The sequence below is a fragment of the Cryobacterium sp. N21 genome (genome assembly GCF_002929575.1).
Taxonomy (GTDB): domain Bacteria; phylum Actinomycetota; class Actinomycetes; order Actinomycetales; family Microbacteriaceae; genus Cryobacterium; species Cryobacterium flavum.
On the sequence record NZ_PJJQ01000036.1, the window covers coordinates 533,878 to 557,603 of the forward strand.

General features: G+C 64.9%; 19 protein-coding genes. 10 read left to right on the forward strand and 9 right to left on the reverse strand.

Annotated features, from left to right (window positions below):
* Positions 1-16: 16 nt before the first annotated feature.
* Positions 17-880 carry a type I methionyl aminopeptidase gene (gene map, locus CXY77_RS19220; protein WP_104090264.1) on the reverse strand — a complete coding sequence of 288 codons (864 nt, stop codon included), beginning with the start codon at positions 878-880 and terminating at the stop codon, positions 17-19.
* Between the two features lie 12 nt (positions 881-892).
* Between map and CXY77_RS19225 the strand changes: the two genes are divergently transcribed.
* A complete protein-coding gene (locus CXY77_RS19225) occupies positions 893-1,081 on the forward strand; it encodes an SPOR domain-containing protein (protein ID WP_092342208.1) in 189 nt (62 codons plus the stop codon).
* A 5-nt stretch (positions 1,082-1,086) separates the two neighbouring features.
* Here CXY77_RS19225 and panB read toward each other — a convergent pair whose 3' ends face one another.
* Positions 1,087-1,971: a 3-methyl-2-oxobutanoate hydroxymethyltransferase gene (gene panB / locus CXY77_RS19230; RefSeq protein ID WP_092342206.1), complete on the reverse strand. Its 885-nt coding sequence runs from the start codon at positions 1,969-1,971 to the stop codon at positions 1,087-1,089.
* 115 nt (positions 1,972-2,086) lie between these two features.
* Between panB and CXY77_RS19235 the strand changes: the two genes are divergently transcribed.
* Both CXY77_RS19235 and CXY77_RS19240 read left to right on the forward strand, forming a co-directional pair.
* Complete coding sequence (locus CXY77_RS19235) at positions 2,087-3,424, forward strand: glutamine synthetase family protein (protein ID WP_092342204.1); 1,338 nt, start codon at positions 2,087-2,089, stop codon at positions 3,422-3,424.
* Between the two features lie 36 nt (positions 3,425-3,460).
* Complete coding sequence (locus tag CXY77_RS19240) at positions 3,461-6,544, forward strand: bifunctional [glutamine synthetase] adenylyltransferase/[glutamine synthetase]-adenylyl-L-tyrosine phosphorylase (protein WP_104130743.1); 3,084 nt, start codon at positions 3,461-3,463, stop codon at positions 6,542-6,544.
* Positions 6,545-6,690: 146 nt separating this feature from the next.
* Here CXY77_RS19240 and glnA read toward each other — a convergent pair whose 3' ends face one another.
* On the reverse strand, positions 6,691-8,115 hold the full coding sequence (gene glnA / locus CXY77_RS19245; RefSeq protein WP_092342201.1) for a type I glutamate--ammonia ligase: 1,425 nt from the start codon (positions 8,113-8,115) through the stop codon (positions 6,691-6,693).
* Positions 8,116-8,259: 144 nt separating this feature from the next.
* Here glnA and CXY77_RS19250 point away from each other — a divergent pair, with 144 nt between their 5' ends.
* Positions 8,260-8,688, forward strand: coding sequence for an RDD family protein (locus CXY77_RS19250; RefSeq protein ID WP_233197526.1), 429 nt, complete (start codon positions 8,260-8,262; stop codon positions 8,686-8,688).
* Between the two features lie 64 nt (positions 8,689-8,752).
* Here the strand turns inward: CXY77_RS19250 and CXY77_RS19255 are convergent, their stop codons facing one another.
* The 3 genes from CXY77_RS19255 to lipB are packed head-to-tail and all read right to left on the reverse strand — an operon-like array spanning position 8,753 to position 11,202.
* Complete coding sequence (locus CXY77_RS19255) at positions 8,753-9,460, reverse strand: DUF4191 domain-containing protein (protein ID WP_092342197.1); 708 nt, start codon at positions 9,458-9,460, stop codon at positions 8,753-8,755.
* A 60-nt stretch (positions 9,461-9,520) separates the two neighbouring features.
* Complete coding sequence (gene lipA / locus CXY77_RS19260; RefSeq protein ID WP_092342195.1) at positions 9,521-10,510, reverse strand: lipoyl synthase; 990 nt, start codon at positions 10,508-10,510, stop codon at positions 9,521-9,523.
* The gene (gene lipB / locus CXY77_RS19265; protein WP_104130744.1) at positions 10,507-11,202 is read right to left on the reverse strand and encodes a lipoyl(octanoyl) transferase LipB; all 696 of its coding nucleotides are present in this window, start codon (positions 11,200-11,202) and stop codon (positions 10,507-10,509) included. The genes lipA and lipB overlap by 4 nt, the downstream gene beginning before the upstream one ends.
* 185 nt (positions 11,203-11,387) lie before the next feature.
* Between lipB and CXY77_RS19270 the strand changes: the two genes are divergently transcribed.
* Positions 11,388-13,175 (forward strand): protein kinase, encoded by a 1,788-nt coding sequence (locus CXY77_RS19270; RefSeq protein WP_158252896.1) that lies wholly within the window; start codon positions 11,388-11,390, stop codon positions 13,173-13,175.
* A gap of 36 nt (positions 13,176-13,211) precedes the next feature.
* Here CXY77_RS19270 and CXY77_RS19275 read toward each other — a convergent pair whose 3' ends face one another.
* The 3 genes from CXY77_RS19275 to CXY77_RS19285 all read right to left on the reverse strand — a co-directional run bounded on the left by CXY77_RS19275 (position 13,212) and on the right by CXY77_RS19285 (position 17,714).
* Positions 13,212-14,684 (reverse strand): 2-oxo acid dehydrogenase subunit E2, encoded by a 1,473-nt coding sequence (locus tag CXY77_RS19275; RefSeq protein WP_104130746.1) that lies wholly within the window; start codon positions 14,682-14,684, stop codon positions 13,212-13,214.
* Positions 14,685-14,746: 62 nt separating this feature from the next.
* Complete coding sequence (lpdA, locus tag CXY77_RS19280; RefSeq protein WP_092340189.1) at positions 14,747-16,120, reverse strand: dihydrolipoyl dehydrogenase; 1,374 nt, start codon at positions 16,118-16,120, stop codon at positions 14,747-14,749.
* A 100-nt stretch (positions 16,121-16,220) separates the two neighbouring features.
* On the reverse strand, positions 16,221-17,714 hold the full coding sequence (locus CXY77_RS19285) for a leucyl aminopeptidase (protein ID WP_092340188.1): 1,494 nt from the start codon (positions 17,712-17,714) through the stop codon (positions 16,221-16,223).
* A gap of 103 nt (positions 17,715-17,817) precedes the next feature.
* Between CXY77_RS19285 and CXY77_RS19290 the strand changes: the two genes are divergently transcribed.
* The 5 genes from CXY77_RS19290 (at position 17,818) to CXY77_RS19310 (ending at position 23,705) form a co-directional block, all read left to right on the forward strand.
* On the forward strand, positions 17,818-18,741 hold the full coding sequence (locus CXY77_RS19290) for a proteasome assembly chaperone family protein (protein ID WP_092340187.1): 924 nt from the start codon (positions 17,818-17,820) through the stop codon (positions 18,739-18,741).
* Between the two features lie 65 nt (positions 18,742-18,806).
* Positions 18,807-20,135, forward strand: coding sequence for a nitrate/nitrite transporter (locus CXY77_RS19295; RefSeq protein WP_092340186.1), 1,329 nt, complete (start codon positions 18,807-18,809; stop codon positions 20,133-20,135).
* 144 nt (positions 20,136-20,279) lie between these two features.
* On the forward strand, positions 20,280-21,626 hold the full coding sequence (locus CXY77_RS19300) for an RNA polymerase sigma factor (protein WP_369827346.1): 1,347 nt from the start codon (positions 20,280-20,282) through the stop codon (positions 21,624-21,626).
* A 43-nt stretch (positions 21,627-21,669) separates the two neighbouring features.
* Positions 21,670-22,947, forward strand: coding sequence for a MurT ligase domain-containing protein (locus CXY77_RS19305; protein WP_134505311.1), 1,278 nt, complete (start codon positions 21,670-21,672; stop codon positions 22,945-22,947).
* A complete protein-coding gene (locus tag CXY77_RS19310; protein WP_092340183.1) occupies positions 22,944-23,705 on the forward strand; it encodes a type 1 glutamine amidotransferase in 762 nt (253 codons plus the stop codon). The genes CXY77_RS19305 and CXY77_RS19310 overlap by 4 nt, the downstream gene beginning before the upstream one ends.
* The last annotated feature ends 21 nt before the right edge of the window (positions 23,706-23,726 follow it).

Here is a 23,726-nt window from a genome sequence, read left to right on the forward strand (position 1 = left end):
CGTTCGAAAAGGTCGGTCAGACCAGGGTCAAAATCTCGGCACCGCGCTCGGTTACAACGAGGGTGTGTTCGAACTGTGCGGTCATGCTGCGGTCACGTGTCAGCACGGTCCAGTCATCGCTCCAGATGTCCCAGTCGCTCGTGCCGAGGGTCAGCATCGGCTCGATGGTGAAGACCATCCCGACCTCCATCACCGTGTCGTACTGCGGTGCGTCATAGTGCGGAATGATCAGACCGGAGTGGAAGGCTTCGCCCACCCCGTGGCCGGTGTAGTCGCGCACGACGCCGTAGTTGAAGCGCTTGGCGTAGGATTCGATGGTTCGTCCGATCACGTTGACCTGACGCCCAGGGGCGACGGCCTTGATACCGCGGGCGAGCGCTTCCCTGGTGCGTTCGACCAGCAGCGTCACCTCCTCGGTGGCTTCGCCCACGATGAAGGTGACGTTGGTATCGCCGTGTACGCCATTCTTGTACGCGGTGATGTCTATGTTGACGATGTCGCCGTTTTCGAGCACCGTGTTGTCCGGGATTCCGTGGCAGATGACCTCGTTCACCGAGCTGCACAACGATTTGGGGTATCCGCGGTAGCCGAGGGTCGAGGGGTAGGCATCGTTGGCCACCATGTAGTCGTGACCGATCTGGTCCAGTTGCTCGGTGGTGACGCCGGGAACGATGGCTCGGCCGACAGCGGCGATCGCCTCGGCGGCGATGCGGCCGGACTCGCGAATGAGGTCGATTTTCTCGGTCGAATAGACGTCAGAGCCGGTGAAGGGGCTCGGCCCCTTCTTGCCCACGTACTCCGGGCGAACGATGTGAGATGGAACGGAACGGGTCGGTGACACCGTTCCCGGGATGAGGTGACCGATTGAATCCTTAGGCATAGGATCAAGCTTATGGCCGACGACAAAGAACACGCATTCTGGTACAACATGCGCACCGGGGAGGTGGAGCACGGCCTCCAGTCGACATCGCTGGATCGGGTCGGGCCGTTCGCCACCCGTGACGAGGCAGCCCACGCTCTGGAGAAGCTGCGTGCGAACAGCGCCAAGTGGTCGGAAGACGACGCTCAGGACGCCCGCTAGCCGTTCTACTCGTAACTGTGCTCTGGCGCGGGGTACGCGCCAGAGGCGACGTCCGCGGTGAACCGCTGCACAGCATCCGTCAGTACCGCCCGAACGTCGGCGTACTGCCGCACAAACTTGGGCACCCGGCCGCTGGTCATACCGGCGAAGTCGGTCCACACCAGGAGTTGGCCGTCAACGGATGGTCCCGCCCCGACCCCGATCGTCGGGATCGACAGTCGTTTGGTCACGCGAGCTGCGACGGACGCCGGCACCATCTCCAGGACGACGGCGAAAGCGCCGGCGTCCTGCACGGCGAGAGCGTCAGCGATAAGCTCGTCGGCGGCATCCCCTCGGCCCTGAATGATGTGGCCGCCCAAACCGTGTTCACTCTGCGGGGTGAAACCGACGTGTCCCATCACGGGAATTCCGGCCGAGACGATACGCCTGATCTGCTTGTGGCTGCGCTGGCCGCCCTCGAGCTTCACCGCGTGGGCCTGGGCTTCCTTCATGAACCGTACGGCGGTCGCCAGGGCTTGGTCCGGCCCGTTCTCGTACGACCCGAACGGCATATCGGCCACGACCAGGGCGCGAGTCACCGCACGGGCAACGGCACGGGTCAGCGGGATGAGCTCGTCCACCGTGACCGGCAGCGTGGTCTCATACCCGAAGACGTTGTTGCCGGCTGAGTCGCCCACGAGCAGAAAATCGATTCCGGCCTCGTCGAAAATCTGGGCGGTCAACATGTCGTAGCTGGTCAGGCCGGTGATGGGGATGCCCTGCGCCTTGGCGTTCTTAAAGTGGCGGGTGCGCACTCGCTTCGGCCCGGAAGCCGCGTTGTAGGGATGCTGCACTGCGGCATCGGCGGAAGAAACCGTGGAATCGGGCTCGGGTGCTGTCAACTCTGGCATGCGACAAGTGTAGTCAGGCAAGCAATCGTGCCTGGAGCCAGTAGCCTAGACAGTAGTTATTGGGGTCGGTAGTTGTTTTGCTGGCTACCTGTTTGAGCAATCAGAGAGAGCGTGAATGGACAAGCAGCGCGACTTCGTTCTTCGGACCATCGAGGAGCGAGGAATCAAGTTCGTTCGACTCTGGTTCACCGATGTCGTCGGCACCCTCAAATCCGTGGCGATCGCGCCAGCCGAAGTTGAAGGTGCCTTCAACGAGGGCCTCGGCTTCGACGGTTCAGCCATCGAAGGCCTCACCCGCTCGTTTGAAGCAGATGTCCTGGCGCACCCGGATCCCACGACCTTCCAGATCCTGCCCTGGCGCGGCGAGGTCGACCCCACCGCCCGCATGTTCTGCGACATCACCACCCCCGACGGTCAGCCAGCCGTGGCCGATCCGCGCAACGTGCTCAAGCGCACCCTCGCCAAGGCAGCCGACCGCGGGTTCACGTTCTACACTCACCCCGAGGTGGAGTTCTACCTGCTCAAGTCGTCGAAATACGGCAAGAACGGGCCGGTTCCGGTCGACTCGGCCGGCTACTTCGACAACGTTCCCGGCGGCACCGCCCACGACTTCCGCCGCCGGTCGGTGCGCATGCTCGAAGACCTCGGTATTTCTGTCGAGTTCAGTCACCACGAAGCCGGTCCGGGCCAGAACGAAATCGACCTGCGCTATGCCGACGCGCTCACCACCGCAGACAACATCATGACCTTCCGTACCGTGGTGAAGGAAGTCGCGATCGAGCAGGGCGTGTACGCGACGTTCATGCCCAAGCCCATGTCGGAACACCCCGGATCGGGCATGCACACGCACATGTCGCTGTTCGAGGGGGACGCGAACGCGTTCTACGAGGCCGGTGCCCAGTACCAGCTTTCCAAGATTGGCCGTCAGTTCATCGCCGGGCTGCTCAAGCACGCCCCGGAGATCACTGCGGTGACCAACCAGTTCGTCAACTCGTACAAGCGGCTGTGGGGCGGTGACGAGGCCCCGAGCTTTGTCTGCTGGGGCCACAACAACCGCTCCGCGCTGGTTCGCGTACCGCTCTACAAGCCGAACAAAGGCCAGAGCGCCCGCGTCGAGTACCGCGCCATTGACTCCGCAGCCAACCCATACCTCGCGTATTCGCTTATGCTGGCCGCCGGCCTCAAGGGCATCGAGGAAGGCTACGAGCTGCCGCCGGAGGCCGAAGACAACGTGTGGAGCCTCAGCGACACCGAACGTCGTGCGCTTGGGTACACGCAACTGCCGGCCAGCCTCGATCACGCCATCCAGTTCATGGAGGAGTCAGAGCTCGTCGCCGAGACCCTCGGCGAACAGGTCTTCAACTATGTTCTGCTGAACAAACGGCAGGAGTGGCGCGACTACCGCTCGCAGGTTACCCCGTTCGAACTGGAAAAAAACCTGGAGATGCTCTAACTCGCCAGTGGTCGATGACCGAAGGAATCACCCGCGATGGAGCGTTTGCAGTTGACCCTGACCGAACTCGTTCGGGCGGGTTTCGTCGACCTTGCCGAGGTGCGTGCCCGCCTCGATGAGGTCGCCCAGCTCGGTGCGGTCAGCCCGCACACTGACCCGGATTCGGCGGGGAGGCTGACCGAGACGCCGGCGCTTCTGCCGCTCCTCGCGGTGACGGCCAGCCCGGATGCCGCGCTGGTAGCGCTGGTCGCCCTGCTGCGACCGGGGTCGCCCGAACTGTTTGAGCTCTTGCAGTCAGCCACGGCGACCGGGCGGCTTCTGAAGGTTCTTGGAGCCTCCAGCGGACTCACCGAATTCTTCCTCAGGCATCCGGTGGAACTCTCGGTTTTGGCAACGCCTCTTGTGGTGCTACCCAGCCTCGACGAACTGGTCAGCGACCTGTTGGACTCGGTCGGTGCGACCGGGGGATTCTCGGAGCTGGTCGACGACGCGGCCTGGATTGCCCTGCGGGTGCGCTATCGTCGCCGACTGGCGCAGCTGGCGGCCTTCGACCTCGAACAGGCCGACCCCGTGGCGGGGCTCGACGGCGTTGCCCGCACCCTGTCCGACCTCGCCACCGCAGCGCTCGAAGCCGCCCTCGCGGTCGCCCGTACCATGTCGAGCGGTGACACGGCCGGGCGCGGTGTTTTTCCAACCGAACAGGTGCGTGCCACCCGCCTGGCCATTATCGGAATGGGCAAGGCCGGCGCGAGCGAACTCAACTATGTGAGCGACGTCGACGTCATCTTCGTCGCCGATGGGGACGAAGCGGCCGGGCTGGAAAGCTCCCGAGCCGTTGAGATCGCCACCCGCCTGGCCGTGCTCATCATGCGCGGCCTGGGCGAATCCGGCATCGAACCTGAGCTGTGGGAGGTCGACCCCAACCTGCGCCCTGAGGGCAAGAGCGGTGCACTCGTACGGTCGATCGAATCACACCTGGCCTACTACGACCGCTGGGCCAAAAGTTGGGAGTTCCAGGCACTGCTCAAGGCCCGCACACTGGCCGGTGACCGCGCGCTGGGGGCGCGTTATCTCGATGCGGTCACGCCCAAGGTCTGGAGCAGCGCCAGCCGGGAGAATTTCGTCGAATCGGTGCAGCGGATGCGTGAGCGCGTCACCGACAACATTCCCGACGACGAGGTCGACGTTCAGCTCAAGCTGGGCCCTGGCGGGCTGCGCGATATCGAGTTCACGGTGCAACTGCTCCAGCTCGTGCATGGCCAGACCGACCCCGACGTTCGACAGGCCGGTACCCTGCCGGCGCTGACCGCCCTGGCCACCGCCGGGTATGTGGGCCGGGCCGAAGCCACCGAATTTGCCCAGGACTACCGCATGCTGCGCCTGATGGAGCATCGGCTGCAGCTGCAAAAGCTTCGCCGTACCCACCTGGTGCCGCGGGACGAAGCGAACCTGCGGGTATTGGCTCGCTCGACCGGTCTGGCCACGAGCGCTGACGGGCTGACCATCCGCTGGTCGGAGACCAAACAACGGGTGCGCGGTCTGCATGAGCGGCTGTTCTACCGGCCCCTGCTGTCGGCGGTGGCGTCGCTGCCCGCCGACGGCCTCAACCTGACGAGCGCACAGGCCGAGGCCCGTCTCGCCGCAATCGGCTTCCTCAATACCAAGGGTGCACTGGCCCACATCGCCGCTCTCTCCGGCGGGGTGTCCCGGCGTGCGGCGATCCAGCGGCACCTGCTTCCCGTGCTGTTGCAGTGGCTGTCCCAGGGAGCTGACCCCGACTACGGCTTTCTGGCCTTTCGTCGCCTGAGCGACAACCTCGGCTCGACCTACTGGTTTTTGCGCATGCTTCGGGATTCCTCGGGCGCCGCCGAGCGACTCACCCGGGTCTTGTCCGGAAGCCGGTACATCGGCGAGCTCCTGGAAAAGATCCCGGAGGCGGTGGCCTGGCTAGAGGACGAGGCCGACCTGCAGCCACGGCCGCGCAAATCCCTGCAGGATGAGACCCGAGCCGTGCTGGGCCGGCATGAAAGCCCAGATGCTGCCGCCACCATCCTGCGCGCCGCCCGTCGCCGTGAGATGCTGCGTCTGGCATTCGCCTCGCTACTCGGCCAGATCGATCTCGACCAGCTTGGCCAGGGCCTGACCGACGTCAACGCGACCTATATTCAGGGCGTGATCGCCGCCATCCGTGGGGGAGACCTGAACGATCAGGGCGGCGCCGACGGGTCGTCCGGCGGCGACGGTATTGAGTTCGGTGTGATCGGCATGGGCCGGTTTGGCGGCGCCGAGCTGGGTTTCGGCTCCGACGCCGACGTCATGTACGTCTTCCGTGCCGGCACCCTCGACGGCGAAGCTGCCAATGATCGGGCCCGCTACATTGTGCGCGAGCTCAACCGGCTCACCGAGGACTCGCGTCTGCCACTGGACCTGGACATTGGGCTGCGGCCCGAGGGCAGCAATGGCCCTGTCGTTCGGTCACTGGAGTCCTACCAGGCCTACTACCGGCGCTGGTCGCTCACCTGGGAGGCGCAGGCGCTTCTTCGCGGCCGTGGGGTCGCCGGCGACGCTGCTCTATTGCGCGACTTCACGGCCGTCGCCGACGAGGTGCGGTATCCCCCCGCGATCAGCGAACAGGCCGTGCGCGAGGTGCGCCGCATCAAGGCGCGGGTGGAGAACGAGCGGCTGCCGCAGGCCGCCGACCCCAACCGGCACCTGAAGCTCGGGCGCGGCTCGCTCAGCGACGTGGAGTGGCTGGTGCAGCTTTTGCAGTTGCAGCACGCGGCAGCGATTCCGGCGCTCCGCACGACGTCGACGCTGTCGGCTTTGGCCGAGGTGGTCCGTGCCGGCCTGATTCCGGCAGCGGATGCCGCGGTGCTGCGCAGCGCGTGGATCTTCGCGTCCCGTGCGCGGTCGGCCATCACCCTGTGGACCAATCACACCTCGAACGTCTTGCCGACCGATCGTGCGGCCCTCGAAGGAATCGCCCGGGTCATGGAATACCCGCCCGGCTCGGGCAATCAGCTCGAGGACGACTATCTTGCTGTGACCCGCCGGGCACGTGCCGTGTTCGAGCGACTGTTCTACGGCCCCGTGGAGCGTCCGGGGCCCACTGTCGGCTGATCCGGCACGAGGCGCGTGACAGGAGTGCACTCGGCAACACAGCACGCGGCAACGCGTCACCTTGCGACACAGAAGGGACCGCATCCGAAGATGCAGTCCCTTCCCAGTCACGCGGGCCCGATGAACGGATCGCGCGCATCTACTGCTTAGACGCCGTAGTACAGCTCGAACTCGAACGGGTGCGGACGCTGGGCGAGCGGCTTGATCTCGTTTTCGCGCTTGTACTCGATCCAGGTCTCGATCAATTCGGGTGTGAAGACGTTTCCGGCCATCAGGAAGTCGTGGTCGGCTTCGAGGGCCTGCAGGGCCTCCTCGAGTGACGCGGGCACCTGGGGGATGTTCTTGGCTTCTTCGGGCGGCAGCTCGTAGAGGTCCTTGTCGACCGGCTCGTGCGGCTCAATGCGGTTTTTGATACCGTCGAGGCCGGCCATGAGCTGAGCGGCGAAGGCGAGGTACGGGTTACCAGACGCGTCGGGGGCGCGGAACTCGAGACGCTTGGCCTTGGGGTTGGTGCCGGTGATCGGGATACGGATCGACGCCGAACGGTTACCGGCCGAGTAGACCAAGTTGACCGGGGCTTCGAAGCCGGGGACGAGACGGTGGTACGAGTTGACCGTGGGGTTGGTGAAGGCGAGCACGGCGGGGGCGTGCTTGAGCAGACCTCCGATGTACCAGCGCGCCACGTCGGACAGTCCGCCGTAGCCGGCCTCATCGTAGAACAGCGGTTTGCCGTCGGCCCACAGGGACTGGTGGGTGTGCATACCGGAGCCATTGTCGCCGAAGAGCGGCTTAGGCATGAAGGTCGCGGTCTTGTTCCAGTCATGCGCCGTGTTCTTGACGATGTACTTGAATTTGAGCAGGTCGTCGGCCGCGTGCACCATGGTGTCGAACTTGTAGTTGATCTCGCCCTGGCCGCCGGTGCCGACCTCGTGGTGGCTGCGCTCGAGCACGAGGCCCGATTCGATCAGCTTGAGGCAGATGTCATCGCGCATGTCGACGTGCTGGTCGACCGGGCTGACCGGAAAGTAGCCGCCCTTGAACGGGGTCTTGTTGGCGAGGTTTCCGCCGTCTTCCTTACGACCCGAGTTCCAGGCACCCTCGCTGGAGTCGACTTTGTAGTAGCTGGTGTGCTGGTTCACTTCGTAGCGCACGTCGTCAAAGATGTAGAACTCGGCTTCGGAGCCGAAGAAGGCGGTGTCGCCGATGCCGGTGGAGGCGAGGTACTTCTCGGCCTTCTTGGCTACCTGGCGCGGGTCCTTGGAGTAGATCTCACCGTTGCGCGGGTTGTAGATGTCGAAGAGCATGATGAGCGTCTTCTCGGTGCGGAACGGGTCCAGGTATGCGGTCGACACGTCGGGGATGAGCTGCATGTCGGATTCGTGGATCGACGCGAAACCGCGGATCGAGGAACCATCGAACATTTGGCCAACGGTGAAGAACTCTTCATCGACGGTGGATGCCGGAATGTTGAAGTGCTGCTGCACACCGGGGAGATCGGTGAAACGGATGTCAAGAAACTTGACGTCATTGTCTTTGATGAATTTAAGCACTTCGGACGAATCGCGGAACATGCGGAATAACTCCAGACGACGAGGGCGTGGAAACGGCCGAATCGGACACATCGGCTTCATTGAGATTAGTAGCGCTGCGTTACTTGTCCGTGACGCTTATGTTTCGCCCATGTTACAGGCAGGCCCCATCGGTAGACTCATCGGGTGCCAGCCTCCGACTCCCGCCCGAACACTTTTGGTCAGCTTCCACCCAGTAGATGGCCGGGGGAGCGGCTCGGATTACCCCAGATCGGGCCGAGTTCCATCGGCCGCCCCGGTCGACGGATGCTCGGCTTCGCCATCGACTGGGCCATCGCCATCGGCGTCTCAGCGATCTTCTTCAACTATGACCCGGCGGCGAACCTGATCATCTTCGTCATCCTGCAGATCGTCTTCATCCCGACCATCGGTGCCAGCATCGGTCACCGCTTGGTGGGCCTCCGACTTATCTCTATCCACGGGGGCTGGATTGGTCTCTGGCGACCCGTGGTGCGGTCGCTGTTGCTCGGAATTGCCCTCCCGGCGTTGGTCTGGGATTCCGACCAGCGTGGCTTCCACGACAAAATTGCCGGAACGGCGCTCATCCGGCAGTAATAGCACTGCGATGACGAAGAACGGCCGGGCGATGGACGCCCGGCCGTTCTGTTGTCTGTTGAGGTCAGCCGCGCTGGGGGCGCGCCTTCATGGGGTCGACGCCCTTGGGAATGGGAAGTTTCGTGCCCATAGAGTTGAGGCGGTTGTTTACAGCGAGCACCTCGGCCTTAGTCAGCGTGGGCTTGATCCTGGTCAGGCGGCGAGCCAGCTTGTGCAGTGGCACGGCGTCCTCGTCGGGTCCGACGGAAATAACCGTGATGCCGACGTTGCCGCCGATGCGCACAATCTTGCGTTTTTCTTCGTCGAGCATACGGGCAGTGCGCGTCTTGGGTCCCTCGCTGATCAGCACGACGCCGCCGCGACCGACCGCACGATAGACCGCATCCTGCGTCTTGCCGTTGACCGCTACCGGCATTTCACTGCCGACCCAGCCACGCTTCAGTGAACTGCGCAATACCGCCCCCACGGCACCGGGCTGACCCTCGATCTGGGAATACGCGGCCTTCTCGGCCCGACGACCGAGGATGATAAGCATCGCCAGAATACCGGCGAGCACGCCGGCGACGATCCAGAGCACCATCGTGAAGACGTTGCTCCCCGGGATCAGCAGGGCGAGGGCCAGGCTGATCAGAACGGGGACGACGAAGGCCAAAACGAGAATCCAGACGATGTTCGAGTCGTAGCGTCTCGTCATCTGGAATACCTGCCACATTTGCTTCAAGCGGCCGGGCTGTTTTGGTTTTTTGGGGGACTTTTCCTTGCTGCGTGCCATGGGTATAAGACTACCCAGTCACTCGAATGCCCCGTGACCGAATTCGCCTGTGTGCTCGCATCAGGAGACGGCCTGGGCGAACCCAAGTTGGGCATCCGCCAGCTGGCGCAATTCGGCCGGGATCTGGCGACCGGTTGCGACCATGGACTGGGCCCACAGCCGACCGGCGCGGTAGGACGAACGCACCAGCGGACCGGACAGGACGCCGAGAAAGCCGATCTCCTTGGCTTCCTCATTGAGCTCGACGAATTCCTCTGGGCGCACCCAGCGGGCCACCGGAAGATGCCGGGCGCTCGGGCGAAGGTACTGGGTGATGGTGATGATGTCGGTACCGGCCTCATACAGGTCGTGCAGTGCCTGGGTGATTTCTGCGCGTTCTTCACCCATGCCGAGGATGAGGTTGGACTTGGTGATCAGCCCGGCGTTGCGGCCCTGGGTGAGCACGTCGAGCGAGCGGTCATAGCGAAAGGCCGGGCGGATGCGCTTGAAAATGCGTGGCACGGTCTCCACGTTGTGGGCGAAGACCTCGGGTTTGGCGTCGAAGACTTGGGCGAGGTGTTCGGGATTACCGGAGAAGTCTGGGACCAGAATCTCGACACCGGTGCCGGGGCTCTGCTGGTGGATCTGACGAATCGTCTCGGCGTAGAGCCAGGCACCTTCATCGGGGAGGTCGTCGCGGGCGACGCCGGTCACGGTGGCGTAGCGCAGGTTCATCGACACGACGGACTCGCCGACGCGACGCGGCTCGTCCGTGTCATAGTCTGCGGGCTTGCCGGTGTCGATCTGGCAGAAGTCGCAACGGCGGGTGCACTGTGAACCCCCGATGAGGAAGGTCGCTTCGCGATCTTCCCAACATTCAAAGATATTCGGGCAGCCGGCCTCCTGACACACCGTGTGCAGGTTTTCGCTCTTCACCAGCGCCTGTAGCTTCTGGTATTCCGGCCCCATCTTGGCGACGGTCTTGATCCAGGCGGGCTTCCGCTCGATCGGCGTTTCCGCGTTGCGAATTTCCAGCCGCAGCAGTTTGCGGCCTTCGGGTACTGCGCTCATGCGTTCGTCCTGACGGTATCGAGGCTGGCTGGGGTCATGCTTGCAGGGGCCACCGGGGCGGCATTCAGGCTCATCGTGCGACGGAAAGCGGCCGTGATCGGATCGATCAATTCGCTCGGGTCGACGGTGCGGCCGAGCACACGGGTCATCGTGGTCACCCCGGCATCGCGAATTCCGCAGGCGATGATGCGCGAATAGGCATCCAGCGAGTTGCTGCAGTTGAGCGCGAAACCGTGCATGGTCACTCCCTGGGCAACTCGGATTCCGATCGCGGCTATTTTATCTTCGTGGCCGTCGGGTCCCACCCACACCCCTGAGCGTCCCGCAACGCGTACGGCATCGATCCCGAAGTCGATCAGGACCTCGATCAGGATTGCCTCAAGGGACCGAACGTAGCCGACGACGTCGACGGGTTCCGCGAGGTGCAGTATGGGATACCCGACGAGCTGGCCCGGGCCGTGCCAGGTGATCTTGCCGCCCCGGTCGACGTCGATAACCGGCGTGTCGTCGACGGGGCGTTCCTCCGGCAGAGTGCGTTTTCCGGCGGTATACACGGCCGGATGCTCCAGGAGGAGGAAGGTGTCCGGTCGCTCGTGGGCGACGACGGAACGATGGACTGCGCGTTGGAGCTCTAGGCCCTCAACATACGGCACGGAGTTGGCGCTTAGCCCCGCGACGACAAAGTCGAGCATCTGCCCAGTCTAGGGGCGTCGCCGGCATTTTGGGCGCAGCGAGCACCCGGGCGCAGCGAGCACCCGGGCGCAGCCGGCGCCGGTGCCACCCGGACCGGCTCCTCCACAGCGGCACAGATCGCCTGTTCTGCACGAGAGCGGGGGACCTGAGCGCTCTGGCCGGCCCAGCGGCCGATCATGGGCAGGTGAGACGACGCTCTGAACAACCTCCGACTTCGGCCGATGACACAGCTGGCCGCGACTCCCGTCCCGGCCAGCGCGCGGCATACCTTAAGGCCGACGGCGCTTCCGCCACGACAGAACCGGTGCACCCGGAGGGGATTGTCGCCGGACACCGCGTGATCCGTTTGCTGGGCACCGGGGATCGAGCCGTGGTGTACCTGGGTCATTCCGGTGCGGCAAGCGCGGTGGCCCTCAAGGTCTTCCGCGCCGACACCGAGTCGACGAGCATCGAACTCGACATTGCCGTGCTGACCTCGGGGGCAGCGCCGGGACTCGTGCGCCTGCTCGACGTTGCGCAGCTCGGGGATGGTCGCATTTGTCTAGTCCTGGAACGACTCACCGGAGGATCCCTGGCCAGGTACTTGGTCGAACACCCTCGACTGTTTCCCGGCGAAGCCGTGACCCTGTTGGCACCGATCATCGTCGCCCTGCGCGCCATGCACACGGCCGGGTTCGCGCACGGGGCCATCAGCCAGGCGACAATTCTGCTGGATGCCAGCGGCCGGGCGGTGGTGAACGGTTTCGGTGCGGTTGCGCGGCTCACTGACATACCCAGGGAGCGGATGCGGCGGCTCCGCGCCGACTACGAACGCCTGGCTATCGTGATGGAAGCCCTCGTCGAGGCCGTCGATGTAACGGACACGCACCGCGCGAGCGGCGCGGCGCTCCTGCGGCGCTTTCGGGGCGCCATCGACCCGGCCGTTTCTCCGAAATCTTCAGACGGGGCAGCTGGCGCGGCAGGGGTCGGTTCGGTCCTCGGCACACTGGAGCATGACCTTTTCGATTGGGCCGACGCCGAACCGCTTGACGCCTTTCGCCTCACCCACCGATTGGAGGCCCAAACACAGAACGTGAACGCTGACGCGTTCGAGGCGGGGACTGGTCAGGTGAACGTGGTGCAACTCCGCCGCCACGAATTCGACGACGGATCCGATCACGGGTTCGACGACACGTCCAACGATGAGTTCACCGACACGATCGACGAGCTGTTCGACGACAGGTCGTTACCCGCGCGATTCGGCGTCGGTGGCGATGCCTTCACCAGTTTCATGGCTTGGGGCGCAGCCAGCCTGCGCCGGCTCCAGCCGCAGTCGCGTCCTGGTCGGTCGTTCGCGACCGTCGTTGATTCTGTGATCGACTCGCATCCGCTCAAGGCTGTGGCGCACGCCCTGCGCAAACGACTGTATGGGCACCACCGGCCGCTTTTGGTGGCAGCACTGGGCGGCGCCAGCATTCTCGTGCTCGCCCTGACCCTGTTCCCGGTATCGGGCCGTGCCGGTGACAGCGCGTTACCCGGCGCGTCGGGTGCCGACGGCACGTCGAGGAACAGTGCAGGGGCCACCGGCACTCCGGCCCCCGTACCAACGGTCGCGGGCTCCGCGGATGCCGCTCGTACGGCAGGCTTGGCGGCGATAGCGGGGGACAACCCGGTATCGGCCGTGCCGGTGCTCCTCGTGCGCCGGGCGGCGTGCCTGGTCGCTGCCTCCCTGGTCTGCCTGGTCGACGTGGATCAGACCGGCTCGGCCATTCTGGCCGCGGACAGCTACGATGCCCGCGAACGGCAGCAGGGCGGATCCGGCCGGGAGGTCGCCGACTACGCGCCCTACCTGCCGTCCCTGGCAGAACGGAGCGGTGACCTGGCCGTGGTCGTGTTGACTCCGGCGTCCGGGCAGCAAAAAAGCCAGCCGGCCTCGGTCCTGGTGGTCAAGGGCGAGGGCGGCTGGCGTCTTCGTGAGATCTTCGACTACTGAGGTGTCCCAGGCCGAAACTTCCGACAGCTCGTACTGTTAGATTCCGAGGTTGCCCTCGAACGCACCGGCTTCGAGCCGCGCCTTCATCGTGGTGAGGAAGCGGGCTGCATCCGCTCCGTCGATGATGCGGTGGTCGTAGGACAGCGCGAGGTACACGCTGGAACGGATCGCGATCGAGTCGAGACCGTCGTTGGTGACAACGAGCGGTTTCTTGTACACGATGCCTGTGCCCAGAATGGCGCTCTGCGGCAGGAACACGACGGGCGTGTCGAACAGCGCGCCGCGCGAACCGGTGTTGGTCAGCGTGAACGTTCCGCCACTCAGTTCATCGGGCTTCAGCTTGTTGTCGCGGGTGCGAGCGGCGAGGTCGGCGATCTGGGCGGCGAAACCGGCCAAGTCGAGATCCCCGGCGTTACGCACAACGGGGGTCAGCAGGCCACGCTCGGTGTCAACGGCAATGCTGATGTTCTCCTGCGCCGGGTAGACAATCGTGTCGCCCTCGATCGTGGCGTTCACAATCGGGATGGCACGGAGGGCCTCAGCGGCAGCGAGGGCGAAGAACGGCAGGAAGGACAGCTTGTTGCCGGTCTTCTCGGCGAAAGCGCCCTTGACCCGGTCGCGGAGCAGAGCGACGCGGGTGACGTCGACCTCGACCACGGTCGTGAGCTGAGCGGATGACTGCATCGAGATGACAGCACGCTCGGCGACGACCTTGCGCAGGCGCGACATCGGCTGGGTGGTGCCACGCAGCGGCGAGACCTCGACGACCGGTGCGGCAGCGGTCGTGCCGAAGGCCGAGGCCGCCTGCACGATGTCTTCCTTGCGGATACGTCCGCCCACTCCGGTGCCGCTGATCGTCGCCAGGTCGACGCCGGCTTCGTTGGCGAGCTTGCGCACGATCGGCGTGACGTAGCCGCTGGTGCCAGCGTGTGAACCGCGTGCCGCGGGGGCGGCTGCGACGGGTGCGGGTGCTGCTGCCGGGGCTGCAGCGACCGGTTCTGGTTCTGCTGCAACGGGCACTGGTGCAGCGACTGGTGCCGCGACGGGTGCGGGTGCGGGTGCTGCAACCGGTGCCGCAACGGGCTCGGGTGCTGCAACTGGTGCCGCGACGGGTGCGGGTGCTGCAACTGGTGCCGCGACGGGTGCGGGTGCTGCAACTGGTGCCGCGACGGGCTCGGGTGCTGCAACCGGCGCGGGTGCCTCGGCAACGGGCGCCTCAGCAACCGGCGCTTCTGCAGCCGGTGCCTCAGCGACGGGTGCGGCCGCGCCCGATCCGTCGCCGATGGTGACCAGGGGGGTGCCGACCTCGACGGTCTCATCTTCCTGCACCAGGATGGCTTCAATAATGCCGGCGACCGGAGACGGGATTTCCGTGTCCACCTTGTCGGTCGATACCTCGAGCAACGGCTCGTCGACCTCCACGCGGTCGCCCACGTTCTTGAGCCAGCGGGTGACCGTGCCCTCTGTGACACTCTCTCCGAGTGCCGGGAGGCTGACGGATTCGCTCATGCGTATGTCTCCTTCAAAACCGTTTACTTATCTGAAAAATCAATGAAAATTGTGGAATCCGACTACATCGCGTGAAGCGGTTTGCCGGCAAGAGCCAGGAAGGCCTCACCCATCGCTTCGCTCTGCGTCGGGTGCGCGTGCAGGAACGGAGCGATGTCCTCCGGGTACGCTTCCCAGTTCACCACGAGCTGGCCTTCGCCGATGAGCTCGCCGACGCGAGCACCGATCATGTGGATGCCCACGATGGGGCCATCCTTGACGCGCACCAACTTGACCGAACCGGCAGTTCCCAGAATCGAGCTCTTGCCGTTTCCGCCGAGGTTGTACTCGTAGGTGGAAATCTGGTCGGCACCGAACTTGTCGGCTGCCTTGGCTTCGCTGTAGCCGACGGAGGCAACCTCGGGGTCACAGTAGGTGACCTTGGGGATGTTCACGTCTTCGACGATGATCGGGTTCAGTCCGGCGATTTCTTCGGCGACGAAGATGCCCTGCTGGAAGCCACGGTGGGCGAGCTGCAGGCCGGGAACGATGTCGCCAACGGCGTACACGCCGGGGATGTTCGTGGCGAGGCGCTCGTCGGTGATGACGAACCCGCGGTCCATGGTGACGCCGACTTCGTCGAAGCCGAGGCCCGCGGTGACCGGTCCGCGGCCGACGGCCACGAGCAGGAGGTCGGCCTCAACGGTCGCACCGTTCTCGAGAGTGACCACGACGCCCGAATCGGACTGCGTGACACTCTGGAAGCGGATGCCGAGGGAATACTCGATACCGCGCTTGCGGAACGCACGCTCGAGTTGCTTAGAGATGGACTCTTCCTCGTTGGGCACGAGGTGCGGTAGAGCCTCGATGATCGTGACGTCGGCGCCGAAAGACTTCCAGACGCTCGCGAACTCGACGCCGATGACGCCGCCACCGAGCACGGCGACCTTCTTGGGAACGTAGTCCAGGGCGAGAGCGGTTTCGCTCGTGATGACGCGGCCGCCGATCTCGAGCCCGGGCAGCGAGCGAGAGTAGGAGCCGGTAGCCAGAATGACGTTCTTGCCGACGATCATGTCTTCGCCGACCTGAACGGTCGTGGGGGAGACCAGGTGGCCTTCGCCCTCAATCACGGTGATTCCGCGAGCTTTTACCAGGCCCTGCAATCCCTTGTACTTGCTGGCCACGATGCCCTCGCGGAACGCGGTGACAGCAGCGATATCGATGCCCTCGAACGCGGTCTTGACGCCGTATTTGGCGGCTTCACGGCTGAAATCGGCAACTTCAGCCGAGTGCAGGAGGGCCTTGGTCGGAATGCAACCGACGTGCAGGCAGGTGCCGCCGAGTTTGCCCTTCTCGATCAGACCAACGGTGAATCCCAGCTGCACGGCACGCAGCGCTGCTGCGTATCCACCGCTTCCGCCACCGAGAACGACAATGTCAAAATTCTGTTCCGACACTCAGCTACTCCCTCGCGCATTACGCTTTGTCACGACGGCCGACAGATTATGCTGCTCGACCGCGTGGTTTGACAAGCTTTTTCTTGCCCCTACGACTGTACTACGGGCGTGAAAAGTCCTCGGCCAGTCGAATCAGCGCCCGAACGGACACCCCGGTCGGGCCGGCAGCGGTGAATCCCCAGCCCGTGCCGGAGTTCTCGGCCGGTCCGGCAATGTCGAGGTGAGCCCACGGGATGGTCTGGCCGGCCGCATCCGTTCCGATGAATTCTTTCAAAAAGACCCCGGCGAGCAGCATTCCGCCGGCCGAGCTGCCGATCTTCGCGTTGGCGATGTCAGCGACGTCCGAGTTGAGGGTGGCGCGCAATTCTTCCGGGAACGGCATCGGCCAGGCGTTCTCGCCGGCCGCAGCGCTGGCCGCGAGCACGTGTTGAACGAGAGCGTCATCGCCCATGGCGCCGAAATACCGGTTGCCCAGCGCGACGACCTGGGCCCCGGTCAGGGTCGCGACGTCGATGATGGCGTCCGGGTGTTCTTCGCCGGCCGCGACGAGGCCGTCGGCGAGTACCAGGCGGCCCTCGGCATCCGTGTTGAGCACCTCGACGGTGCGGCCACCGCGCATGCGCAGCACGTCGTTGGGGCGGATAGCCGAGCCCGACGGCATGTTTTCGGCGATGCACATCCACGCGGTGATTCGCACCGGCAGCTGCAGCCGGGCCGCGGCGACCACCACGGCCAGAACAGTGGCGGCACCTGTCATGTCGTACTTCATGCCCACCATGGATGCCGGCGGCTTGAGCGAGAGTCCGCCGGTGTCGAATGTGATGCCCTTGCCGACCAGGGCGAGGTGCTTGCCGGCCCCGCTCGGGGTGTAACTGAGTTTGACCAGGCGCGGCGGGCGGGTCGAGCCGGCTCCGACCCCGGCGATGCCGCCGAACCCGTCGGCAGCGAGCTGCTGCTCGTCCCAGACCGTCACCTCGAGCTGCAGTCCGCTGGCGGCCTCGATCGCCAGATCGGCCAGCGCTGCCGGGTACAGGTCGAGCGGCGGCATGTTCACCAGGTCCTTGACCAGGGCCATGGCCTCGGCGCTGACCTGGGCGCGCTCCACAGCGGATGCCGCCGGTGTCGTCGTGTGCACCACGACGTTTCGGGCCGGAAGTTTGGTGGCGGCCAGCGAGCTGTGGCGGTAGGCAGTGTAGGAGTAGCCACCGAGCGCGGCGCCCTCGAGCACGGCCTCGACCTGGTCGGCGTCGCCCAGGGTAATGGCGAAGGCGACCGAGGTCGCGCCGGTCAGCTGCCGAACGGCAGACCCGGCCGCGTGGCGAAGGGCTGCGGTGCTGAGCACGCGCCCCAGTCCGACGACGGCGATGCTGCGCGGAGTGCCGGCACTCGACACCAGACGCACGATCTCATCGCGTGCTCCGGTGGCGTTCAGGAGCGGCAGCTGAGCCGTCACCGACGCGATCAGGGCGTCACCGAGGGTGACGTCCGCGACTAGCTGCACCCCATCATCCGTTTGCAGCGCAGCGAGGATGAGAATGTCGGCGGGGGAGCCCAGCGCGGACTCGGTGGACAGGGACAGGGTGGGAACAGTCATAACTCGATGCTATCCGGGGCCGTTACCAGGCTGTTCGCTCTGGGCACGATGGTGAAAGCCCCAAAACACAGCACGAATGTGCCCCTCGGATTAGAGTTAAGGAATGTCAGACCCCGAGGAGCTCTACGAACTCACCGCCGACGCCGCTGGCGTCCCGCAGGGGTTGCACCTGATTATGGGCCTGACTGGCTTCGCGGATGCCGGTGGTGCGGTAGCCCAGTTCACCGACTATCTGCTGACCACCCTGGATCACACCGTCGTCGCGTCGTTCGACACCGACACTCTGCTCGACTATCGGGCCCGGCGCCCGATCATCTACTTCGACCAGGATCATCTCACCAACTATCAGCCGCCGACGTTGCAGCTGTACCTGGCCCGCGATGAGATCGGGCAGCCGTTCCTGTTCTTGACCGGTTTCGAACCCGACTTCCGCTGGGAACAGTTCACTGCCGCCGTGCTGCAGCTCGTCGACCGATTCACGGTCGCCGGGGCAACCTGGGTGCACGCCATCCCCATGCCCGTTCCGCACACCCGACCGATCGGTGTCACCGTCAGCGGCAACCGTTCCGATCTCATCGAGAACCGATCGGTCTGGCGGCCGCACACGCAGGTCGCGGCCAACGTTCTGCACCTCCTGGAGTTCCGCCTGCAGGAACGTGGCGCCTCCACGGTCGGCTACGTGCTGCTCATTCCGCACTACCTGGGTGACACCGAATTTCCGGCCGCAGCCCTCACCGCGCTAGAGAGCACGAGCGCGTCGACCGGATTGATCTTTCCGACCGATCGCCTGCGGGAAGCCAATCGAGAATTCGTGGCACGCATCGATGACCAGGTGCGGAACAACCCGGAGCTGGCCAAGCTGGTGGGCACACTGGAGCAGCGCTACGACGCCTACATGGAGGGAAGCCCGCTGCGGTCGCCGCTCACCGACGAAGATGGCGAGCTGCCGTCGGCCGATGAAATCGCCGCCGAACTCGAGAACTTCCTCGCCCTGCGGCGCAGCCGCGATGACGGTGCCGCCAGCTAACGCAGCTGGAAGTATCTGGTCGCCACGCCTGACCGGCTGGTCAGGAACGCGATAGGTTAGATCGAGTGAACTCGCGTCGATCCACCCTGATCTTTATCATCGGGTCGTTCGCGTACCTGTCGGCCGTACTCCAGCGCACCTCGATGGGAATCGCCGGGGTAGCCGCCACGGAGAAATTCGGCGGCTCGGCCGCCATCCTCTCGAGCCTGGCCGTCGTGCAGCTCGTCGTCTACGCCGCCGCGCAAATTCCGGTCGGGGTGTTGATCGATCGGTACGGCCCGCGAGTGCTCATGATCACCGGAACGGCGCTCATGGTCACCGGCCAGGTGACACTGGCGCTGGCACCGGATATCTCGGTCGCCGTCATCGGCCGCATCCTGGTCGGCGCCGGAGACGCGACCATCTTCATCTCGATGATCCGCCTGATCAGCTCCTGGTTCAGCGGTCGCATCGTCCCTCTGCTGTCCCAGTGGATGGGCAACATCGGTCAACTCGGCCAGGTACTCTCCGCGGTGCCCCTGGCTTGGCTTCTCCACACCAGCGGCTGGAAACCCGCCTTCCTCTCGGCGGCATCCGTGGCCGTAATCGCCCTGATCGTGGTCATCATTTTCGTGCAGGACCGACCCAGAGACGTCACCGAGCACGTGCGTGCCAACAGCCTTGGCATCGCGCTGACCCAGCTGCGACACAGTTTTCGGCGCCCGGGCACCCAGCTCGGATTCTGGTCGCACTACGTGACGCAGTCGTCCGGCACCGTCTTCAGTCTGCTTTGGGGCTATCCCTTCATGGTCTTCGGCCTCGGCTACGAACCGGCGTTCGCCGCCGGAATGCTGACCGTGTTGGTCGGCGCCGGCCTCGTGTTCGGGCCGATCCTCGGCCTGCTGACCGCACGCTACCCACTGCGCCGCAGCAATATCGTGCTTGGTATCGTGACCGGCATCGGAATCGCGTGGGCGATCGTGCTGCTCTGGCCCGGCGTTCCACCGCTGTGGAGCATTGTGCTGCTGCTGGTCGTGCTCGGCATCGGCGGGCCGGGCTCGCTGATCGGCTTCGACTTCGCGCGCACTTTTAATCCGCAGCGCAGCCTGGGCTCGGCCAACGGCGTCGTCAACGTCGGTGGCTTCACCGCGAGCTTCGTCATGATGTACCTGATCGGGCTGCTGCTCGACCTGCAGAACGGATGGCGCGTGGCCGGGGGAGCAGCGAGCGACCTGTACGCGCTCGACGCATTTCGGGTGGCATTCACGGTGCAATACCTGGTCGTCGGAATCGGCATCGGTTTTCTCGTGCACGCCCGGCGGCGCACCAGACGCCAGCTCTCTCGCGACGAGGGAATAGAAGTCGCACCTATCTGGGTTGCACTATCACGCGCCTGGAAACGGCGTAACGAATGATCGTAGTACGTGTCGTGGCTTGTCGTCCAGACAAACCGTGCAATAATTATTTCAGGACCCGTTCTGGTCCGGGGCACACCGAAATCATTTCGGCGTGAGCATCCCGGGACTTGACATGGGTCCAAGTTCTGCCCAAAAACGCATCTGGCACCGTCACCGGTCGCACAGAAGCAGGTACGACTCCGCATGAGAGGTGTTCGAATGGCAACCACCGTCAAGACCGAGGTGACCGACGAGTCCGTCACGACTCCGGTAGTACCGCCGGTCAAGAAGACCGTCACCAAGGCTGCAGCCGCGAAGGCAGCAGCAGCCGAGGCCGCAGCGACCAAGAAGTCCGCGGCCGCCGGTTTGGCCGCCGAGAAGCCGGCCCCGAAGAAGCGCGCGACCAAGGCGAAGGTCGTCAAGAAAGACGACGAAGCCGACGTCGACGGTGGAACGGACGCCGATGACGACGAGTCAGACGAGGACAGCACCAAGCGCACGGCATCGACCGAGCCGCTCCCCAGCGGCGCCCTCGTACTCTCCCTGGTCGACGATGACGACGAGGTCCCGGTCTATTCCAGCGCCATCACCGGCGCCACGGCCGACCCGGTCAAGGACTATCTCAAGCAGATCGGTAAGGTCGCCCTGCTGAACGCGGCCGAAGAGGTCGAACTCGCGATGCGCATCGAAGCCGGCCTGTTCGCCGAAGACAAGCTGTCGGAGATGACGGATGTCGAGAAGAAGAACGCGCTCGGCCGTGAGCTGCAGTGGGTTGCCAAGGACGGCGCCCGAGCCAAGAGCCACCTCCTCGGTGCCAACCTGCGGCTCGTCGTGTCGCTCGCCAAGCGCTACACCGGTCGTGGAATGCAGTTCCTCGACCTGATCCAGGAGGGCAACCTGGGCCTCATTCGTGCGGTCGAGAAATTCGACTACACCAAGGGCTTCAAGTTCAGCACCTACGCCACCTGGTGGATTCGCCAGGCCATCACCCGGGCCATGGCCGACCAGGCTCGCACCATCCGTATTCCGGTGCACATGGTCGAGGTCATCAACAAGCTCGCCCGTGTGCAGCGCCAGATGCTGCAGGACCTCGGTCGCGAACCCACCCCTGAAGAGCTCAGCCGCGAACTCGACATGACGCCCGAAAAGGTCGTCGAGGTTCAGAAGTACGGTCGCGAACCCATTTCGCTGCACACCCCGCTCGGTGAAGACGGCGACAGCGAATTCGGTGACCTCATCGAAGACACCGAAGCCGTCGTGCCCGCCGATGCCGTGGGTTTCACCATGCTGCAGAAACAGCTGGAGAGCCTGCTCGACTCGCTGTCCGAACGTGAAGCCGGTGTGATTCGCATGCGCTTCGGCCTCGGTGACGGCATGCCGAAAACGCTCGACCAGATCGGCGACACCTTCGGGGTCACGCGCGAGCGCATCCGCCAGATCGAGTCCAAGACGATGGCCAAGCTTCGTCACCCGTCCCGGTCGCAGTCCCTGCGCGACTACCTCGAGTAAACGTGACAGTGACAGGTCCCACCCGGATTGCGTTGTGCGGTTCGTGAGTTCCCTTCGGTACGCCCCCGCGATTCTCATCGGTCGGGCCGTTCGTGTGCTCGCGCGCTGGCGCAAACCGGGCGGTGGCTCGGCCATTCCCGGCGTCGTCGTCAACCGCATCGCCCCGGGCTTTTTGGCCGCGGCGCTGAACGGGTTTCCGCTCGGCCTGGTAATCGTGACCGGGTCCAGTGGCAAATCAACCACGACCAAGATGCTCGTCGCCGTTCTGCGCGCGCACGGCCTGTCCGTATTCACCAACCAGTCGACGGCCAACATCAGCCAGGGGCTGACCAGCGCCCTTCTGGAACAGGTCAGCCTGTCCGGCACGATTGCCGGCGACGTTGCCGTGCTTGAAATGGATGAGGGACACGGCGCGTTCATCGCCGGCTCGCTGACTCCGCGGGTCGTCGCCCTGACCAACGTCATGGTTGACCAGATCGACCGGTTCCACGACTCCGAAATGGTCGCCGCCCTGCTGGCGAAAATCGCTGCACGGGCTACGGAGTCGGTCGTACTCAACGCTGACGACCGCTACCTGGCCGATCTCGGTCACGATCTCGAACCTGGCGTTTCGGTAGCCCGCTACGGTGTAACCGCCGAGGTTCTCGCTCAGTATCCACGCGGACTCGGTTACGCCGACACCGCACCGATTCGCCTGCCGAACGGAACCGGGCTCCAGCTCACCCGGGTGGCCGGCCTGGACGCCGACGTGCAGTTTGCCACGGGCGTTCACAGCATCCGCTTGCCGGCTCGCGGCATCCACTACGCCGTCGACGCGCTGACCGCGCTGAGCACGGCCCAGTCGACCCTGGGCGTACATTTTGATCCGGCGATCGCCTGCACGGCGCTGTCGGCCATGCCGGCCGTTTTCGGACGCGGCGAGGTCGTCACCGTTGGCGGCAAGACCGTTGAGTTTGTGCTCGTGCAAAACCCGTCGAGTTTTCAGCTCAACGTGGACAGTCTCGAACCGGGAACCGAGCAGATTCTGGTGATCATCGGCTCCGACGTGCGTGACCCGTCGTACTTCTGGCCGGTGGACACCTCTGGGCTCGGCCACGTACTCATCGCCTCCGGGCTCAAGGCGCACGACATCGCCCTGCAGCTGGCCTACGACGACGTCACCGTCGACCGCATCGAGCCAGATGTCCCGACCGCTCTCGACGCGTTCCTAGCCCTGCCCGATCCCGTCTCCGGGGTGAAAACCATCATCTTCTCCGCCGACGGAATGCGGCGCACCCGCGCGCACCTCGGCCTCGTCTCCAACTCTGAGGAGCCGGTATGACTGCCACTTCGCTGGACCGCCCGTTCACGGTCGTCTCGCTGCTGCCGCGCCTTCTGAACACGAACGGTGATGCCGGCAATGCTCGTGTGCTCGCGCAGCGCGTTCGGTGGAGCGGCCACGACGCGCGGGTGGTCGATGTGCATTCCCGGGCCGACCTGCCCGAGCACGTGGATGCCGTGTCGATCGGTTCGGGAACGGATGCTGCACTTCTGCCGGCCAGGGACAACCTTCGTACCCTGGTGGAGGAACTGCGCCTCTGGTCCAATTCCGGCGTGCCCATCCTGGCCGTCGGCACCGGGTGGGAACTGCTGAGCTGGGGGAGCGACCTCCCCGACGGCAGCGTGCTGGAAGGACTCGGCCTCGTAGCCGGCCACGCCGTGCCACGCGCCGCCCGCGCTACCGACGACATCATCGTCGCCTCAAAATACGGGCGGCTAATCGGGTTCGAAAACCATGCCCGCGACTACGTCGGTGCTGAAGCCAGCCCGCTCGGCCGGGTGCTGTACGGCACCGGCAACGCGGATGCTCCGGCGAGCGGACCTCAGATTGAGGGACTGACCATGGGTGAGGTGTTTTGCACCCACCTGCACGGGCCCGTTCTTGCTCGCAATCCCGCACTCGCCGACCACCTGCTGCAGGCAGCCTTTAGCCGCCACGATCTCGAATATGCGCGCGGCGCGACGGCCGAGTCCGTCGATGACACCGCGCGGACGGCCCGCAACCAAGTGGCCGTGCGGCTGGGCCAGAACGCCGAATAGGGGCTGCGGACTGAGCGCGGT

What these genes read in the sequence shown, in the direction of transcription:
- CXY77_RS19225 (WP_092342208.1), top strand. Translation starts at nt 893, where the DNA reads ATGGCCGACGACAAAGAACACGCATTCTGGTACAACATGCGCACCGGG.
- lipA (WP_092342195.1), bottom strand. Translation starts at nt 10,510, where the DNA reads ATGAGCGCAGTACCCGAAGGCCGCAAACTGCTGCGGCTGGAAATTCGC.
- glnA (WP_092342201.1), bottom strand. Translation starts at nt 8,115, where the DNA reads ATGTTCCGCGATTCGTCCGAAGTGCTTAAATTCATCAAAGACAATGAC.
- CXY77_RS19290 (WP_092340187.1), top strand. Translation starts at nt 17,818, where the DNA reads ATGTCAGACCCCGAGGAGCTCTACGAACTCACCGCCGACGCCGCTGGC.
- lipB (WP_104130744.1), bottom strand. Translation starts at nt 11,202, where the DNA reads ATGCTCGACTTTGTCGTCGCGGGGCTAAGCGCCAACTCCGTGCCGTAT.
- CXY77_RS19275 (WP_104130746.1), bottom strand. Translation starts at nt 14,684, where the DNA reads ATGAGCGAATCCGTCAGCCTCCCGGCACTCGGAGAGAGTGTCACAGAG.
- CXY77_RS19285 (WP_092340188.1), bottom strand. Translation starts at nt 17,714, where the DNA reads ATGACTGTTCCCACCCTGTCCCTGTCCACCGAGTCCGCGCTGGGCTCC.
- CXY77_RS19240 (WP_104130743.1), top strand. Translation starts at nt 3,461, where the DNA reads ATGGAGCGTTTGCAGTTGACCCTGACCGAACTCGTTCGGGCGGGTTTC.
- CXY77_RS19235 (WP_092342204.1), top strand. Translation starts at nt 2,087, where the DNA reads ATGGACAAGCAGCGCGACTTCGTTCTTCGGACCATCGAGGAGCGAGGA.
- panB (WP_092342206.1), bottom strand. Translation starts at nt 1,971, where the DNA reads ATGCCAGAGTTGACAGCACCCGAGCCCGATTCCACGGTTTCTTCCGCC.
- CXY77_RS19255 (WP_092342197.1), bottom strand. Translation starts at nt 9,460, where the DNA reads ATGGCACGCAGCAAGGAAAAGTCCCCCAAAAAACCAAAACAGCCCGGC.
- map (WP_104090264.1), bottom strand. Translation starts at nt 880, where the DNA reads ATGCCTAAGGATTCAATCGGTCACCTCATCCCGGGAACGGTGTCACCG.
- CXY77_RS19310 (WP_092340183.1), top strand. Translation starts at nt 22,944, where the DNA reads ATGACTGCCACTTCGCTGGACCGCCCGTTCACGGTCGTCTCGCTGCTG.